This window comes from Brevundimonas vesicularis (assembly GCF_900445985.1).
GTDB lineage: Bacteria > Pseudomonadota > Alphaproteobacteria > Caulobacterales > Caulobacteraceae > Brevundimonas > Brevundimonas vesicularis_D.
Window position 1 is genome coordinate 1,349,824 of sequence record NZ_UAQP01000014.1, and the last position, 17,048, is coordinate 1,366,871.

The following is a 17,048-nucleotide window of genomic DNA, read 5'->3' on the forward strand; positions in this document are numbered from 1 at the left end:
TGTTCACCCAGCTTTCCGATAATTCACGTGTGCGCGCCCGGCCCGCGCGGCACAAAAGGGTCAAGCTTCAACTGGGGAACACACCAATGCTTCGTCTCGCTCTCGCCATCGCCATCGCCGCCCCGCTGCTGTCGGGCTGCATCATCGTCTCGACCGAAAAGCCGACCACGCGCGTCATCACCGCGCCGGCCTCGGGCCAGTGATGCGCAGCCTGGTCAAGGGCCCGATGATCAAGGGCCAGATGATCAAAGGTCAGATGATCAAGGGCCTGGCGGTCGCGGCCTTGGTCGCGCCGCTGGTGTCGGCCTGCGTCATCTATGACAGCGACGCGGGCGAAAACGTCTCGGTGAACCTGCGCCGCGACGACGCCCCGCCGGCCGAGGCCATCCGCGAAGCCCGGTTCGCCGACGGCGCCCTGGTCGCGCGCGTCGATTCGAACGGCTGCACCCAGGCGTCGGATTTCGAAGTGTCGGTGTCGGACGGCGCGCCGGCCGAGATCACGCTTCGCCGCACCAAACAGGACCTGTGCAAGGCCCTGGTCCCGGACGGCGTCGAGCTGCGCTGGACCTATGCCGACCTGGGCCTGGAGCCCGGCACGCCGGCCCGTATCCTCAATCCGCTGAAGTAGAAAACGAAAGGGCGTCCTTGCGGACGCCCTTCGCCAGTCACTCCCTTTCGGGAAACGGACACTCTTTCGAGGCCGCGAGTGAGTGTAAGATGATGGAGGCGGGCTAAATTGTCAACTCTCGGATGTGTACTTGGCGGGAAGCTGCGGCATCCATGCCTGGATCAAAGCGAGTATATGATTGAACTCATCTTCTGAGATTCGGGGTATGGCGGTGCCCTTTAGTGGCTCTAACCTCTTGGTGCTGACCGTATAGAGATGGTTGCACACCACCCAGGAATCTCTTGCGCCATCAGGCTGGAAAGACAGCTTGCGCGCCCATCGGGCGCTCGCGCCCTCCTGTGGATCGGTTGACGTGGGGACGACCAGCGCCACGCCGTGAAGGCTGTTCTTGTAGGAAACGATGATCACGGGCCGCTTTTTGCCCATTTCAGGTGTAGTGGAATCCGACCAGAAATCGCACCAGTACATCTGGCGAACCGCCGGAGCGGCCTTGATCTTGAGAGTGTGTGCCGATGGCAATGGTTTGCGTCCAGACGATGTCGCACCACCATGAATTTCAACTCAAGGCACTGTCAATCGCAACTGAAGCCGATCGCTCAGCGTCTGCTCAGCTCGATCCTTGCGTCTCGAACACGGTCAGCATGTCTGGCGGAATGCGCTGCGGCCTCAGGGTCGCAGCGTCCACCAGCACCCATTCGGTGACGCCCTGGGCGCAGACGCGACCCTGGGCGTCCTCGATGCGGACATAGCGGGTGAAGCGCGGTCCCTGCGGATCGCCGACCCAGGTGCGGGCGACCACGCCCTCTGCGCCCGGCTCGATGCCGCGCAGATAGTCGATCTCATGCCGGGTCGCGACCCACGACCATTTCGCCCGCGTCGCCTCGTCGAAGCGCGCATTCCAGTGGGCCGTGCCCGCATCCTGCAGCCAGCCGACATAGACGACGTTGTTGACGTGGCCGTTGGCGTCGATGTGCTCGGGCCGCACGTCCAGCGGCACGACGAAGACCTCGCGGTCCTCGCGCGGCGTGAGGGTCTTCCTGGCCATCAGGCCTCGCCGAGCGGCACGCCCTTCTCGACCATCAGGGCCTGAAGTTCGCCGGCCTGGAACATCTCGCGGATAATGTCCGATCCGCCCACGAACTCGCCCTTCACATAGAGCTGCGGAATGGTGGGCCAGTCGGTGAAGCTCTTGATGCCTTCGCGCAGGGCTTCGTCCTGTAGCACGTCCACGCCCACGAAGCCGGCGCCGACATGGTCCAGAATCTGCACCGCCAGGGATGAGAAGCCGCAGCGCGGCTGGTCCGGCGTGCCCTTCATGAACAGAACCACGTCGTTCTGGGCGACGGTTTCGCCGATGAAGGCGTGGACGGGATCGGCGGCTTGGGCGGTGTCGGTCACGGATACGGGCCTTTCGTGAAGCCCGTCAGCTAGGGAGCCGAACGGTCGCGGTCAAGGCGTCCGCGACGTTCTGCACAGCCCCTGAGGCCGGTCAGGCCGCCTGATTGGCCACGACGCGCGCCATCTCGATCTGCGCGGCCAGGCCCGGCGGCATGTCCCGCTCGGGCGCGGCGGCCAGTGTCGCCAGCCGATCCGTGTCGATCGGGTCGACGATCACGCTGGACACCGTCGGGTCGGTCAGGACGTAGGACAGGCAGATCGCCTCTGCCGTCCAGTTGTGCGTGCGATACAGGAAGCCGAACGCATCCTTCTGCGGCGAATCCTGCGGCCGCTTCTGGCCCCCGAAACCGAAGAGGCCCTTCTTCATGACCGGCGCGACACGCGGCCCCGAACGACGATCCTTGTAGAAGTCGTAGGCGAAGACCGCCATGTCCTGTTCGCGGGCTGCACGGACGCGGTTTCGGGTCTTCCAGTCGGCATTGATGTCGAACGGGGTCAGCAGGGCGTCGAACGCCCCGGTGGAAACATAAGCGTCCATCACGTCGCCGCCGCCGGCGATGCCCAGGAGCTTGATCCGTCCCGTGGCGCGCATGGCCTTCAGCGCGCTCAGCGATGACTGCGCCAGTTCGGTCTCGCCGGGCTCGTGCAGCACCGCCATGTCGACCCAGCCCAGGCCGGAGAAATGCAGCACCCGATCGATGGCGGCGGTCATGCCCTGGGCCGAGAAGTCGCGCTGCTGGTCGCGACCGTCGCCGGCGCCCAGCGTCAGGCTGACATAGACGAGCTTGCGCTCCACATGGGACAGCGCCTCTCCCAGCACCTCGGCCGCCACCGGGTCTGCCGTTTCCAGCCGATAGCTGTTGATCCCCGCTTCCAGCGCTGAATAGAGCAGGTCCAACCCCGCCTCGCGTCCGCGCTTCAACGCCTCGGCGCCGAAACTGAGCGTCAGGTTGGAAATGGCGGCGCCGGAGACGCCGAAGGGGCGATAGCGCATGGTCTTCAGACCTCCTTGGCCGGAGCCGAGGTCTCCAGCGCCAGGGCGTGCAGTTCGCCGCCCATCTGACCCTTCAGCGCCGCATAGACCATCTGGTGCTGACGCACGCGCGGCAGGCCGGCGAAGGCGCTTGACACGATCCGCGCGCGATAGTGGTCGCCGTCGCCCGCCAGATCCTCGATCTCGATCTCGGCGTCGGCGAAGGCCTCGACCAGATGCTGGCGCAGCGTTTCGACGGACATGGGCATGGCGGGCGCTCGTACTTCGTTCAACGCCAGTTTGCCCGGTAATCCTTAATGCCGACCTACGGCGCGGTGCGCGGTCGTTCGAACAACTGGACCGGATGATCCTTGTAGGTCGCGCGCGCATAGGGACGATAACCGACCCGCGCCGCCAGCTTCAGCGAGGCCAGGTTCTCGGGCGAGATCATGCAGACCGTTCGCCCCTGCAGCCTCCGGTCGGTCCAGTCCAAGGCCGCCGTCAGGGCCTCGGCCGCATAGCCCCGCCCCTGAAATTCCGGCGCCACGCCCCAGCCCAGCTCCGGCGCGTCGAACGGCGGCTCCATCTCGCGGCGATAGTCGAATACCCCGACGCTGCCCAGATAGGCGCCGTCGGCCCTCAACCGGATCGTCCAACTGCCATGGTCCATCGCCGCCCAATGGCCGAGATCGCGCAGCAGCCGGAACCACACCTCTTCGCGCCCCAGCGCCCGGCCCATGATGTGACGCGTAAAATCCTCATCGGACCACAGCGTCAGCAGATCGTTGAAATCCTCGGTCGAGACGGGGCTCATCACCAGCCGCTCGGTCGTCAGAATCCTGTCGTTCACATCAGGCCCAGTTGCTTGAAGCTGGCCACCCCGTCGCGGCCGACGACCAGATGGTCGTGAACCTCGACGTTAAGGGCGCGGCCGGCCTGCACAACCTGTTTCGTGATCTCGATGTCGGCGCGGCTGGGGGTCGGGTCGCCCGACGGATGGTTGTGCACCAGGATCAGGGCGCTGGCCGACAGCTCCAGCGCGCGCCGTACGACCTCGCGCGGATAGACCGGCGCATGATCGACCGTGCCGCGGTTCTGCACCTCGTCCAGGATCAGCTGGTTCTTCTTGTCCAGATACAACACCCGGAACTGCTCGCGTGGCTCGTGCTGCAAGGCGACGCGGACATAGGCCAGGAGCGCCGTCCACGACGAGATCACCGGCCGTTTCGCCGTCGGCTCCTTCGCGATCCGCCGCGTCACGTCGAAGATCAGCTGAAGGTCCAGCGCCACCGCCCGCGTCGCCTTGCCGACGGCGTATCCCATCGACCGCGCCACCTGATCCTCGATCGCCTCATGGCTGGCCGCCCCGATGCCTTCCAGCCCCCCGAACCGCGCCAGCAGATCCTTGGCCAGCGGCTTGGTGTCCTTGTAGGGCACGCTGCGAAACAGCAGCAGTTCCAGCAACTCATAGTCGGGCAGGGCGCCCAGCCCCCCCTTCGCCGCCCGCTCACGCAGCCGGTCGCGATGACCGCTGTGGCGAGGCTTGGGCTTGTCCCCGACTTCGGACGCCTTGTCGTCGAGCATGATCCCTCCCGCTCAACGCAACCTGTGCGGAATTAGAAGTATGATCAAGGGTGTGCTGCCATGTCCGAGCTAGAAAGCCGGGGGTGGCGATACGGCGCTTAGACTGGTCCGCCGTGACAGACCATATCGGTATGTAACGTCCCAACCATCAGGGGCAGCCTGAGATGGAGCTAGCCTGAAGGACAGACATTTCGTTTCGCCCACGCAAGGCGTCGCCGACACAATCCCACTGGGCGAAAGAAAATCTGTCGATGTGTCCGATACTCGATCTCTCTCCCGCAGCGCTTGCACAGCGTCTCGATAGGCGCGCAGCATGTCTGCAGCGACGTCGGATGATGGCGCGGCAAATCCAAGGGGTGCGCCTGTCTCTTGGCGACAGCCGCCGCCTGCATCAGCGTTGCGATAGAGGACTTGGCGATACCCGCTGAATACATTGACCAACGGCTTGCCTTGAACCGATTGGTCCGTCCCGATGAAGCTGTTCGATGCTGTTTCGCATACGTTTTTCGCGCGCGCTTGCGGTATTTCGACAAGCTCGATCACGACGTTGCCTAACGGCGCGGACGACGACACAGACCCCGTCTCGATCTCATCCGCGCGTTCGGGCGTGAGCCAAAGCGCCAGATTCCTAGTGGAATAAGACCGAAGCTGAGCGGCGGGCCTCTCCTCCGACGGGATCGGAATCTGGCTGTAACCGATATTCAGTTGAACCAGGGTTCCCGCCTGGTCGAGCTTTGGCGCGCAACCGGCGAGGAGAAGAAACAGCGGGATGGCAGCCTGTTTCATGCAAACCCCATTTGCCGTCCGTCAGTTCGGTCGGAACAGCCCCGCCGGCGACGCCGTGAAGATTTCCAGTCCGTCTTCGGTCACCCCGATGGTGTGCTCGCACTGGGCCGACAGGGACTTGTCGCGCGTCACGGCGGTCCAGCCGTCGGACAGCACCTTCACGTGCGGTTTGCCCAGGTTCACCATCGGCTCGACGGTGAAGAACATGCCGGGTTTCAGCACCGCGCCCTCGCCACGACGGCCGTAGTGCAGGACATTCGGGCTGTCGTGGAAGACGCGGCCGATGCCGTGGCCGCAGAAGTCGCGCACCACGCTCATGCGCTGGGCCTCGACGAACTTCTGGATCGCATAGCCGATGTCGCCGAAGGTGTTGCCCGGCTTGACCTGCTCCAGGCCCAGATCCAGCGACTGATAGGTCACGTCGATCAGCTTCTTGGCCCGCGCATTGATCTCGCCCACCGCATACATGCGGCTGGAATCGCCGTGCCAGCCGTCCACGATCACGGTGTGGTCGATGTTGACGATGTCGCCGTCCTTCAGCACCCGGTCGCCGGGAATGCCGTGGCAAACGACGTGGTTGATCGAGGTGCAGACGGTCTTCTCGTAGCCCTTGTAGCCCAGGCAGGCGGGCAGGCCGCCGTTGTCCAGGGTGAACTCGCGCACCAGATCGTCGATCGTGCTGGTGAGGACGCCCGGCTTCACATGCGCCGCGATCATGTCCAGCGCCTCGGCGACCAGACGGCCAGCCTTGCGCATGCCTTCGAAGTCTTCCGCCTCATGGATGCGGATGGCGCTGGAGCGGACCAGGACGTCGGTTTCGAGTTCGGGCGTTTCGTACATGAGGGCGATCGGTCTGCAAAAGGCGGGATACGGCGCAATCCGTTCGCCGCAGATGGGCGTTATAGCATGAAACCTCAAGCCTGCCCCCGGATTCCCGCATGACCGACGCTGACACCAACACTTGCGGGCCGACCGCCGCCGTTCTGGTTATCGGCGATGAAATCCTGTCGGGCCGGACCCAGGACACCAACACCAACACCATCGCCCGGTTTCTGGCGGCGTTGGGGATCGACCTGATGGAGGCGCGGGTCGTCAGCGACGATCACGGCCGGATCGTCGAGGCGTTGGACGCCCTCAGGTCACGCTGGGACTATGTCTTCGCCACCGGCGGCATCGGTCCGACCCATGACGACATCACCGCCGACGCCGTGGCGGCCGCCTTCGGCGTGGCCCTGCCCGAACATCCCGAGGCGCTGGCCATCCTGTCGCGCCGCTATGGCGACGATTTCAACGCCGCGCGCCGTCGCATGGCGCGCATCCCCGAAGGCGGCGTTCTGATCGCCAATCCGGTCACCGACGCGCCCGGCTTCCAGATCGGCAATGTCTTCGTCATGGCCGGCGTGCCCAAGATCATGCAGGCCATGCTGGAGGATGTGGCCCCGCGTCTTCGTACCGGCGCGATCGTTCATGCTCAGACCTTGAAGGTCAGCGGGGTGGGCGAGGGGGCTGTGGCCGATGTGTTACGCGCAGCAGCCAACCAGCGCCGCGACCTGTCCTTCGGCAGCTACCCCTTCGGCCATGGCGGCGTCGGCGAGATCGGAACCCAGCTGGTTATTCGTGGCCGGAACGCCGATCAAGTCACGGCAGCGGCGCATGATTTGATCGTAGAACTGCGTGATATGGGCATCGACGTTGCCGCTGCGTAACCTCGCAAAGCCGTGATCGTGTGCGGCTCAGGCGCCACGGTTTCGCCCGTTTCCGGTCCGATGGGGGCCTTGCCCGCAACGCTTTCGCGCCGCGAACGCTGAGAGGGTTCCTCCCCTGATCGACCGCGCGTAATGCGGCCGGCGCTTACTTAGGTGTATGAAATGACCTCCAGGAACTTCGCCCGCGTGGGCGGGATCGCCCTGACGACCGCCCTGCTGGCCGGCGTCGCCGCCCCGGCCATGGCCGGCTCCTTCTATGTCCAGGAACAATCGACCCGCGGCCAGGGTCGCGCCAACGCCGGCGTCGGCGCCGATAAGGGCGTCCAGTCGCTGTGGTGGAACCCCGCCGCCATCGCCGGAACCCAGCGCGAAGTCTACGTCGGCGCCCACGGCCTGATCTTGGACTCCGACGTCGACAACACCGGCTCGACCCTGACCTACAATGTCCCCGTCGCCGGCGTGGGCGTCGTCAGCCGCACCTATCCGGTCAACGGCGACCCGCACGTCCATGACGTGGTCGAAAGCGGCATCGTGCCGAACTTCGCCGTCTCCATGCCGATCGGCGACCGCTTCAATGTCGGCCTGGCCGTCCAGGCGCCCTACAACTTCACCACCAAATATCTGCCCGACGACTTCGCGCGTTACGACGCCCTGACGTCGGAACTGCGCTCGGCCAACGTCAGCCTAGTCGCCGCCATGACGGTCACCGACTGGCTGGACATCGGCGCCGGCTTCGACGCCCAGTACGCCAAGGCGACCCTGTCGTCGGCTCTGCCGAACGCGCCGATCCCGGCCGTCTTGTCGCCGGCCTATGTCGTCTCGCCGTCGACCGACGGCCGCAACCAGCTGGAAGGCGACGGCTGGGATTACGGATGGAACGCCGGCGCCCAGATGCACTTCGGCAAACTGGACCTGGGTCTGTCCTACCGTTCGGAAATCAAGCACGAACTGGAAGGCTCGGTGAACATCTCCGGCTTGGCCGGCGTGCTTGCCGGCGCCAACGTCTCGGCTGACGGTCAAGCCAGCTTCACCACGCCCTGGTACGCCACCGTCTCGGCCCGCTACGCCGTCAACGATCGCCTGACCCTGAACGCCCAGGTCAACCAGATCGGCTGGAGCGAGTTCGACGCCATCCGCGTGACCTATGGCGCGACCGGCGCCTCGACCATCGTTCAGGACTATGACGACGTCACCACCGGCGCCATCGGCTTCGACTACAAGATCGATCCGTCGATGACCTTCCGCGCCGGCCTGGGCTACGACCCGACCCCGACGCCGGACGATCACCGCACCGCCCGTATCCCGGACGGCGACCGCTGGCTCTACGCCGCCGGTCTGTCCAAGACGGTCGGTTCGATGACCTTCGACGGCGCCGTGACCTACATCGACATCGACACCGCGACGATCAACGACACCCGCGACGTCTATGGCAACGGCCTGGTCGTCTCGAACCTGCGCGGCGAAGCGCAAGGCTCGGGCGTCGGCTTCTCGCTGGGCGCGACCTGGAACTTCTGAGTTCTGCTCAGCCCCGGCTGACATGAGAACGGCGGCTCCTTCGCAGGAGCCGCCGTTTTTTTATTCCTCCACCGCGCAGCGGGGGAGGGGGACCGCGCGAAGCGAGGTGGAGGGGGCGGAAACGGGCGCGACGTTTGACGTGTCGCGCCGTGCGACGGTCGCCCCCTCCACCGCTTCGCGGTTCCCCTCCCCCGTTTCGCTGCGCTTCGCGGGGGAGGATCTAGATCAGCCCTTGGCGGCGCCGCCGTAGCCCTTGCCGCCGTTCGACGGGCGGCGACGGGGGCGGCGCTTCATTTCGCCCTCGGCCGGTTTGACGTTGTCGTTGATCGAGGGGACGCGCTCGCCGGCCAGGGGGTTGTAGGCGCGCTCGGGACGCGGGGCCGCCGGGGTTTCGCCCGGACGGTTGCGACGCTGGCGGTGCGGCTGGCCGCCGCCTTCCGGACGCACGCCCTCGCGGTGCGGGGCGCGACGGCCGCGACCGCCGCGTCCGCCGTCGTTGCGCTCGCCGCCCTCGCGTTCCGGCATCGTCGCCTTCTTGCCGACGCCGGTCGCCATGATGGTGGCGTCCAGCTGGCCCAGGGCCTTGTCGTTACGACGGTCGATGGCCGGGATCTTCTGGCGCGTGACCTTCTCGATGTCGCGCAGCAGCTTCATCTCGTCGCCGGCGACGAAGCTGACGGCGGTGCCGTCCTTGCCCGCCCGCGCGGTGCGGCCGATGCGGTGGACGTAGCTTTCCGGCACGTGCGGCAGCTCGAAGTTCACGACGTGCGAGACGCCGTCCACGTCGATGCCGCGCGCGGCGATGTCGGTGGCGACCAGGACGCGCAGCTTGCCCTTCTTGAAGGCTTCCAGCGTGCGTTCACGCTGGGGCTGGCTCTTGTTGCCGTGGATGGCCCCGGCCTCGACGCCGCCGGCTTCCAGATAGGCCGCGACCTTGTCGGCGCCGTGCTTGGTCTTGGTGAAGACCAGGCAGCGCGTGTACTCGGGATCCGAGAACATCTCGGTCAGCAGGGCGCGTTTGCGGCCCTGTTCGATATAGACGACCGACTGGCTGATACGCTGCACCGTGGTCGACTGCGGCGTGACCTGGACCTTGACCGGGTCCTTCAGCAGTTCGCCCGCCAGCTTGCCTATCTCGGACGGCATGGTCGCCGAGAAGAACAGGTTCTGGCGCTTGGCCGGGATCTTCGAGACGATCTGGCGGATCGGCTTGATGAAGCCCAGGTCCAGCATCTGGTCGGCTTCGTCCAGCACGAAGATCTCGGTCGAGGACAGGTCAAGGTTCTTCTGCTGGATGTGGTCCAGCAGACGGCCGGGCGCGGCGATCAGGATGTCCAGACCCTGTTGCAGGGCCCGCTCCTGGGCGCCGTATTTCACGCCGCCGAAGATCACCGCGACCCGGAAGCCCAGGTGCGCGCCGTAAGCCTTGAAGCTGTCGCCGATCTGGGTCGCCAGTTCACGCGTGGGGCTCAGGACCAGCACGCGCGTCGTGCGGGGCCGGGGCGGAATGCGGTTTTCGGCCAGGCGATGCAGGATCGGCAGGGCGAAGGCGGCGGTCTTGCCGGTGCCGGTCTGGGCGATGCCCAACAGGTCCTTGCCGGCCATGACGTGGGGGATGGCCTTTTCCTGGATCGGGGTCGGCTTGGTGTAGCCGGTCGAGGCCAGGGCCTGCAGCAGGGCCTTGTTCAGGCCCATGGATTCGAATGTGGTGCTCACAGCAGTCTATCTTTCGCGTAGCGGCAGGGCGCTATCAGCCATGGCATGACGCCGTCGGGCCGCGCACCGCCAGTCCCGACGGGGCCTCGGGGAGGAGGCCTGCGGGGTGGATCGGGCGCCGCCCCGCGTGTCCGGGCAGCGAATGGATATGAGGGGCCGGCGGCTTCTACAGACAGGTCCGAAGGGGACCCACACGCGCTGGAGACGCCGGAGATCGCGAGTGTGCGACGCCGCGCAAATGGGCGCTTATCGCCGATAAGTCAACTGCGGCGCCCATCAGGGCGCGTATCGCGTCGCCGCCTCGGGCAGGCCGTCGGGCAGGCCGATGGCCGCGCGCCAGTCCTCGGGATGCAGCCGCGCCATCTCCAGATCCAGCGACGCCAGCGGCTTCAGCGCCCCGTCCGCGTCCCAGAACCGTTCGGCCCACGGCTGCCCCGTCTCGATCGCCCGCGCCCGGTCCCGCGCTGTCGCCTCGGGCCCCAGATGCGTCGCGCGCCAGTGATACAGCCACGGAATATGCCAGTGCGGCGCCCGGCTCAGCCGCTCGTCCGTCATCGCCGCCGCCAGACATTCCGCCAGCGCCCGCGCGTCCTCCAGCTGGGCGTTGAAGGCGTCTCGCCGCGCCTGGATATGCCGGTCCCAGCCCTCGGCCGGTTCGATCGGCGCCAGCGTCGGCTCGGGCCGTTTCCAGCCTTCCGCCTCGCGCCGCTTCCACAGGGCGTGCACCCCGACGTCATAGCGTGCGGCGACCGACCGCGCGGTCTCGCCGTCCTCCCACGCCTTCCTGACCTCGGCCCAGACGGCGTCCGGCCGGATCTTGCGATGTATGCCCTGGCTCATGCGACGGGGGTGTCGCACGCCCCTGCGTCATCATCGGTCGCACCCGCGCCTCATGCACAGCTGGCGCGCCGTCCCTGACATCTCGCGATGTGGAAAATCAAATCTCTAGCCTCGAAAATCGGCCTTCTCCCGGCCTGGGGTAGAGACCGCCCCATAATGTCCGCATGGAAAAACGCCGCTACAAGATCAAACCGCCCGAGGTCTGGACCCAGGTTCGAAAGGACTATCTGTCCGGCCTCGACGCCAGGACCGTCGCCGCCCGCCACGACGTGACCGAGGCCTCCATCCGCGCCCGCGCGACGAAGGAGGGCTGGTCCCGCCATCCCCGCAGCGAGGCCGCGACGCCTGCGCCCCAGCCCCTGTCGCCGGACGACGCGGCCGACCTTTCGCCCGACGACCCCAACGACCCCGCCGCCCTGGCCCGCCCCGCCGCCCAGGCCTCGGGCCGCGCCCTGCACGCCCAGGACTTCGCCCAGGCCCGCGCCCTGGCGGCGTTAGCCGAGACCTATCGCAAACTGGCCGACCGCGACGGCCCCGGCCGCGCCGCCCGCCTGACGGTGAAAAACGCGCCCCTGCAACTGGTCTTCGACATCCTGACCAATGAGGCCGAGGCCGAAAACCGCTTCGCCATGAACACCAGCGACAAGAGCGACTGGGAACTGCGCGGCCAATACTGGCAGGCGAAGCAGAAGCTGACTCGCGCCAACGATGAGTGGGGCGAGGCCCAACTGGCCCGCCGCGTCCAGCTGGACCGCCGCATCGCCGCGCTCGAGGACCAGCTCCGCGCCGCCGGCCTCGACCCCGTCATCGAACGCGAACAGGACCGCCGCATCTCCCAGGGCATTGACCTTTATCTCGGCCCGCTGCGAGGGATCGTGACGATGGAGGAATGGGACAAGACGCTGGATGAACTCTAATCCGCCCTTCGTCCCTTGAGGAAGAAGGTGTCAGAACGGGCCAAACGCTTATCAGCGCCGCCGGGGCCGACGAAAATGGAGACCGCCACGCTCAACTGAACCGCGTTTTCGACCCGACATCTCTGCCTTTTATTCTCGCAGCAGCGATATCGCTATGAAGCCGCCGTACGCGTCGTCAAAGTGACAGAAGATGTTTGAGAGCGCTGGACCCTATCAACTTCTGCGGGTATCCCGCGCTCTGATGTGAGCCTTACCTTGGTTCTGGTGTGCGAGGATTTTATGGCTGCTCATGCTGAAGACGCGTTGGTCGTGAGTGCGCGTCGTAGCTTTCACGCGGCCATGATCGAAGCCGGGCTGCTAACAACAAACGAGCAAGGCGTGGCGAGTATCGCTGACTCGGCGTCGCCCGCAAGCCGCGCGATAGCATCGCTGCTATTAGCCAAGATCGGAAATGAGGCGAGCGGAGTGAGGCTTGCGGGCCAGAGTGCAGGACGCGGTTTTGAAGACTTTGTCCGAATTTTTCTTGCCGAAATTTTCCCGAAACTTTCACTCGTTCGGTGCGGCGAATTTACAGTATCAGCTGGCGGACCAATCTCTCGGTATGATCAATACTCACACCTGACCGCTGTTGCGCGAGCTGTCAGTGGCGATCCAGAACTTAAAGTCGCTATAGGGCGAGATTATATCATTCGGCCGGATGTTGTGGTTTTTCGATCGCCAGTATCTGACGATATTATTAACGAGCGAGAGTTTATTGTTGACGCGGAATTTGCTCGCGGCACCCCGCTTCGCAGATTGAATAACTCCTCACCAATCCTGCATGCTAGCGTTTCTTGCAAATGGACTATTAGGTCCGATCGCGCTCAAAACGCGCGTAGTGAAGCGCTGAATCTAATCCGAAATAGAAAGGGAAAGCTGCCGCATATCGCTGTAGTGACAGCGGAGCCCATGATGAGCAGGATCGCATCTCTTGCCCTAGGGACCGGCGACATTGATTGCGTGTATCACATAGCCTTGCCTGAACTAGGAGAGGCTACTGCTGAAAGAGGGAGTGAGGAAGCTCGTGAACTCTTTGAGATGATGACTGCAGGGCGCCGATTGCGAGACATTTCTGACTTGCCCTTTGACTTGGCAATTTAGGCCGCCATAGCTCTATCGGTCAGGATTTCACGAACGGCCTTTCCCAGCGCGCCAGCTAAGTTCGGCGGCACGGCGTTGCCGATCTGGCGGGCGACTTCAACCTTGGTACCGTAGAACTGGAACTCGTCAGGGAAGCCCATTAGGCGCGCCGCTTCGCGATGGCTGATCGGGCGGTCTGCTTCCGGATGGAGATAGCGGCCTTTCTCTGGCTTGTAGAACTCCGTGCGTATCGTCACAGACGGGCGGTCCCACCACAGGCGGCCAAACAGGTCCGTGCCGCCGCTCGTTTTACGGACCCAGCAGTCGGGCGTTATGTCAGGGCGGTTCGCGAGTAGGTCGAAACGATTACCACCTGGCGGGACGGCCTTGTAGCGCTGAAGGCTTTTTTCGGTCGGCGTGCGGCCGAAGTGGAGATTGATCGTCTTTTCCGACCCGATTTCCGTGCCGTTCGTCGCTAGGGGCAGATTTCCGATCACGTCACGAACAGTTCGCCAGCGGGGTAAGTTCGATTCCAGTTTCGGGTCGGCGTGAGAGGCCAGTGGGGGGAAGGTCGGTAGATTGAACGCACTGCGCCAACCGAGAATGATCGTTCGCTTCCGTGTCTGTGGTGCGCCGTAGTCCGCAGCATTCAAGATGGCGGCAACTGTCTGGAAGCCGTGCTGTTTCGCCTTGGCCTCGATCAACTGCCGTTCCGGGGAGCGATAGAGTTCAGCGACGTTCTCCATAACGAAGACGCGAGCGCCGGAGCGCTCAGCGATTTCGATGAAGGGTTCCCACAGAGCGCGCCGAGCGTCGCCGTCGCGCTTCTTGTTGAGAAGGCTGAAGCCCTGGCAAGGCGGCCCGCCGATGACGACATCAGCTTTAGGCACTTCGTTTTCGAGAAGCCACTCTTCGATGTTGGCCTTGATCGAACGTCCCGGAAAGTTGAGCCCGTGCGTCTTGACCGCCGCGGCGTCATTGTCGATCGCCAGCACGGTTTCAAACCCGCCGCAGAATTGTTCGTCACAGAAGCCGAGGCTCATACCGCCGGCGCCGCTGAAAAGATCAATCAGTCGCAAAGACATGTGGGCCTCGAAAAGGTTGGCGTCGAAACAAAGCGCGAACATCGCGGCCGTGTCAACACGCTACAACCTATAGTTAGTCGTTGTCGGTAGCATTACCGACGTTAAGTGATCACTTATTGCCTCTTTGAGCCGAGTCGGCTGTCGCGTCTCGCACTCCCACAGCGTCAGCACAGACAGCCCCAGCTTTTTCAGCGCTTCCTCGACCTCAACGTCGCGCGCGCGGTTACGTGCGAACTTGGCCATCCAGGCGTCGCGGTTGTGCGCAGGTAAAGTCCCCCGCTTGCAATCATGCTGATGCCAGAAACAGCCGTGCACCTGAATGGCCCATCCTTTTGAACGATTGGCGAAATCCGGTTTGCCGGGCAGCGCCTTAGCGTTGCGTCGATACGCGACGCCGAGTTCGCGGAGAATGCGCGCGACGCGCTCTTCCGGAGCCGTCTTGGCTTGACGCACTCGCGACATTGCGGCGGACGTCCGCACGTCTTTGGGTTTCATGCTCACGAGCTTATCAGCTAACCCCTACAGCCGCCCCTTCCTGAACCGCTCCTGCGCCTCCGCCGCCGCCTCGGCCCGCCACCGCTTCGGCGCAGACTTGTCGACGGCTTCGCCGGCGCCGGTCAGGGCTTCGTTGGCGAACTCCAGGTCCATCAGCTTCATGCGCTTGATCTCGTCGCGCAGGCGGCCGGCTTCCTCGAACTCCAGATTGGAGGCGGCCTCGCGCATGCGGCCTTCCAGGTCGCGCAGGGCGGCCTGGAAGTTGGAGCCGACGAAGGGTTTGGAGGCTTCGGCCACGCCCGGTTTGGTCAGGCGATCCATCTCGCGCGACTCATAGGGGCTGTCCATGATCTCCTTGATGTCGCGCTTGACCGTTTCCGGCGTGATGCCGTGTTCGGCGTTGTAGGCCATCTGCCGTTCGCGGCGGCGGTCCGTCTCGGCGATGGCGCGCTCCATGCTGCCGGTCATGCGGTCGGCGTACAGGATGACGCGGCCGTCCACATTGCGCGCGGCGCGGCCGATGGTCTGGATCAATGAGGTCTCCGAGCGCAGGAAGCCCTCCTTGTCCGCATCCAGGATGGCGACCAGGCCGCACTCGGGGATGTCCAGACCCTCGCGCAGCAGGTTGATGCCGATCAGACAGTCGAACGTCCCCAGCCGCAGGTCGCGCAGGATCTCGATCCGCTCCAGCGTGTCGACGTCGGAGTGCATGTAGCGGACGCGGATGCCCTGCTCGTGCATATATTCGGTCAGGTCCTCGGCCATCTTCTTGGTCAGGGTGGTGACCAGGCTGCGATAGCCCTTGGCCGTCGTCGCCTTGACCTCGTCAATGACGTCGTCGACCTGGTTGCGGGTCTTGCCCGAGACGGGGCGAATCTCGACCGGCGGATCGATCAGGCCGGTGGGGCGGATGACCTGCTCGACGAAGACGCCGCCCGCCTGTTCCATCTCCCACGGGCCGGGGGTGGCGCTGACGTGCACCGTCTGGGGGCGCATGGCCTCCCATTCCTCGAACTTCAGCGGGCGGTTGTCGATGCAGGAGGGCAGGCGGAAGCCGTATTCCGCCAGCGTCGACTTGCGGCGGTAGTCGCCCCGGAACATGCCGTTGATCTGGCCGATGGTGACGTGGCTCTCGTCCACGAACAGCAGGGCGTTGTCGGGGATGTATTCGAAGAAGGTCGGCGGCGGCTCGCCCGGCGCGCGGCCGGTCAGCCAGCGGCTGTAGTTCTCGATGCCGGCGCAGCTGCCGGTGGCCTCCATCATCTCCAGGTCGAACCGGGTGCGCTGTTCGAGGCGTTGGGCCTCCAGCAGCTTGCCGTTCTCGACCATCCAGTCCAGCGTCTCCTTCAGCTCCGCCTTGATGCCGGCGGCGGCCTGGTTCAGCGTCGGGCGCGGGGTCACATAGTGGCTGGCCGCATAGACGGTGATCTCATTCAGATCGGCCGTCTTCTTGCCCGTCAGCGGATCGAACTCCTGGATCGCCTCCAACTCGTCCCCGAACAGGCTGATCCGCCAGGCCCGATCCTCCAGGTGGACCGGGAAGATTTCGATCACATCGCCCCGCTTCCTGAACATGCCCCGGTCGAAGTTCAGGTCGTTGCGCTTGTACTGCAGCGCGATCAGATCCGCCCGCAGCTTCGCCTCGTCGATCTGGTCCCCGACCTTCAGCGTGAACGTCATCGCCGTATAGGTCTCAACCGACCCGATGCCGTAAATGCAGGACACCGACGCCACAACAATGACGTCTTCGCGTTCTAGTATAGCGCGCGTCGCAGAATGCCGCATACGGTCGATCTGCTCATTGATGCTTGAGTCCTTCTCAATGTACGTATCTGTACGCGGAACATAAGCTTCTGGCTGGTAGTAGTCGTAGTAGCTGACGAAGTATTCGACCGCGTTGTCTGGGAAGAACGATTTGAACTCGGAATAGAGTTGGGCCGCCAGCGTCTTGTTCGGCGCCAGGATCAGGGCAGGGCGCTGGGTTTCCTCGATCACCTTGGCCATGGTGAAGGTCTTGCCCGAGCCGGTGACGCCCAGCAGGACCTGGTCGCGGTCCCCGGCCTGCGCCTGGGCCACCAGTTCGGCGATGGCGGCGGGCTGGTCGCCGGCGGGCGTGTATTTGGTCTCCAGCCGGAAGCGGCCGCCCTTCTTCTTGCCCTCGTGCGAGGGGCGGTGCGGCACCCAGTCGGCGGGCGCAGCGACCGGCTCCTCCGGCGTCAGGCGCGGGCCGGCGACGGGGGCGAACATCGGCATCTTGCCCCCCTTCTGGCCCGTATCGCGGATAAA

19 protein-coding genes are annotated in these 17,048 nt (G+C 64.9%); 5 read left to right on the top strand and 14 right to left on the bottom strand.

From position 1 onward, the window contains the following. Positions 1–202 precede the first annotated feature (202 nt). Positions 203–628, top strand: a complete 426-nt coding sequence (locus tag DT343_RS15695; protein WP_112863602.1) for a hypothetical protein — start codon at positions 203–205, stop codon at positions 626–628. Between the two features lie 111 nt (positions 629–739). On the opposite strand, the gene DT343_RS15700 is transcribed toward DT343_RS15695, so the two are convergent. The 9 genes from DT343_RS15700 to map all read right to left on the bottom strand — a co-directional run bounded on the left by DT343_RS15700 (position 740) and on the right by map (position 6,209). Further along, positions 740–1,096, bottom strand: a complete 357-nt coding sequence (locus DT343_RS15700; protein WP_112863603.1) for a type II toxin-antitoxin system PemK/MazF family toxin — start codon at positions 1,094–1,096, stop codon at positions 740–742. A gap of 139 nt (positions 1,097–1,235) precedes the next feature. Then, positions 1,236–1,673 (bottom strand): acyl-CoA thioesterase, encoded by a 438-nt coding sequence (locus DT343_RS15705; protein ID WP_112863604.1) that lies wholly within the window; start codon positions 1,671–1,673, stop codon positions 1,236–1,238. Continuing rightward, positions 1,673–2,026 (bottom strand): Grx4 family monothiol glutaredoxin, encoded by a 354-nt coding sequence (gene grxD, locus DT343_RS15710; RefSeq protein ID WP_017504696.1) that lies wholly within the window; start codon positions 2,024–2,026, stop codon positions 1,673–1,675. Before grxD ends, DT343_RS15705 begins: the two co-directional genes overlap by 1 nt. A gap of 91 nt (positions 2,027–2,117) precedes the next feature. Continuing rightward, on the bottom strand, positions 2,118–3,020 hold the full coding sequence (locus DT343_RS15715) for an aldo/keto reductase (RefSeq protein WP_112863605.1): 903 nt from the start codon (positions 3,018–3,020) through the stop codon (positions 2,118–2,120). A 5-nt stretch (positions 3,021–3,025) separates the two neighbouring features. After that, positions 3,026–3,268 (bottom strand): BolA/IbaG family iron-sulfur metabolism protein, encoded by a 243-nt coding sequence (locus tag DT343_RS15720; RefSeq protein WP_017504698.1) that lies wholly within the window; start codon positions 3,266–3,268, stop codon positions 3,026–3,028. 56 nt (positions 3,269–3,324) lie between these two features. After that, on the bottom strand, positions 3,325–3,849 hold the full coding sequence (locus DT343_RS15725; RefSeq protein WP_112863606.1) for a GNAT family N-acetyltransferase: 525 nt from the start codon (positions 3,847–3,849) through the stop codon (positions 3,325–3,327). Next, positions 3,846–4,583, bottom strand: a complete 738-nt coding sequence (gene radC, locus DT343_RS15730; RefSeq protein WP_112863607.1) for a RadC family protein — start codon at positions 4,581–4,583, stop codon at positions 3,846–3,848. Before radC ends, DT343_RS15725 begins: the two co-directional genes overlap by 4 nt. A 69-nt stretch (positions 4,584–4,652) precedes the next feature. Beyond that, on the bottom strand, positions 4,653–5,369 hold the full coding sequence (locus tag DT343_RS17295) for a hypothetical protein (protein WP_146756775.1): 717 nt from the start codon (positions 5,367–5,369) through the stop codon (positions 4,653–4,655). Between the two features lie 21 nt (positions 5,370–5,390). After that, entirely contained in the window at positions 5,391–6,209 is an 819-nt protein-coding gene (gene map, locus DT343_RS15735; RefSeq protein ID WP_017504701.1) for a type I methionyl aminopeptidase, read from the bottom strand. Between the two features lie 98 nt (positions 6,210–6,307). Between map and DT343_RS15740 the strand changes: the two genes are divergently transcribed. Together DT343_RS15740 and DT343_RS15745 are read left to right on the top strand one after the other, a co-directional pair. Further along, entirely contained in the window at positions 6,308–7,075 is a 768-nt protein-coding gene (locus DT343_RS15740) for a competence/damage-inducible protein A (RefSeq protein ID WP_112863608.1), read from the top strand. Positions 7,076–7,237: 162 nt separating this feature from the next. Continuing rightward, the gene (locus tag DT343_RS15745) at positions 7,238–8,590 is read left to right on the top strand and encodes an OmpP1/FadL family transporter (protein WP_181669216.1); all 1,353 of its coding nucleotides are present in this window, start codon (positions 7,238–7,240) and stop codon (positions 8,588–8,590) included. Between the two features lie 225 nt (positions 8,591–8,815). On the opposite strand, the gene DT343_RS15755 is transcribed toward DT343_RS15745, so the two are convergent. Both DT343_RS15755 and DT343_RS15760 read right to left on the bottom strand, forming a co-directional pair. After that, on the bottom strand, positions 8,816–10,306 hold the full coding sequence (locus DT343_RS15755; RefSeq protein WP_439897231.1) for a DEAD/DEAH box helicase: 1,491 nt from the start codon (positions 10,304–10,306) through the stop codon (positions 8,816–8,818). A gap of 276 nt (positions 10,307–10,582) precedes the next feature. Continuing rightward, positions 10,583–11,146 (bottom strand): hypothetical protein, encoded by a 564-nt coding sequence (locus DT343_RS15760; protein ID WP_112863612.1) that lies wholly within the window; start codon positions 11,144–11,146, stop codon positions 10,583–10,585. 164 nt (positions 11,147–11,310) lie between these two features. Between DT343_RS15760 and DT343_RS15765 the strand changes: the two genes are divergently transcribed. Then, on the top strand, positions 11,311–12,063 hold the full coding sequence (locus DT343_RS15765) for a hypothetical protein (RefSeq protein WP_112863613.1): 753 nt from the start codon (positions 11,311–11,313) through the stop codon (positions 12,061–12,063). A 279-nt stretch (positions 12,064–12,342) separates the two neighbouring features. Then, a complete protein-coding gene (locus DT343_RS15770) occupies positions 12,343–13,203 on the top strand; it encodes an NgoMIV family type II restriction endonuclease (protein WP_112863614.1) in 861 nt (286 codons plus the stop codon). Here DT343_RS15770 and DT343_RS15775 read toward each other — a convergent pair. The 3 genes from DT343_RS15775 to uvrB are packed head-to-tail and all read right to left on the bottom strand — an operon-like array spanning position 13,200 to position 17,015. Further along, complete coding sequence (locus DT343_RS15775; protein WP_220116742.1) at positions 13,200–14,309, bottom strand: DNA cytosine methyltransferase; 1,110 nt, start codon at positions 14,307–14,309, stop codon at positions 13,200–13,202. The genes DT343_RS15770 and DT343_RS15775 overlap by 4 nt on opposite strands. A gap of 18 nt (positions 14,310–14,327) precedes the next feature. Then, a complete protein-coding gene (locus DT343_RS15780) occupies positions 14,328–14,762 on the bottom strand; it encodes a very short patch repair endonuclease (RefSeq protein ID WP_112863615.1) in 435 nt (144 codons plus the stop codon). A gap of 24 nt (positions 14,763–14,786) precedes the next feature. Then, positions 14,787–17,015 carry an excinuclease ABC subunit UvrB gene (gene uvrB, locus DT343_RS15785; RefSeq protein WP_258522616.1) on the bottom strand — a complete coding sequence of 743 codons (2,229 nt, stop codon included), beginning with the start codon at positions 17,013–17,015 and terminating at the stop codon, positions 14,787–14,789. Positions 17,016–17,048: the final 33 nt, after the last annotated feature.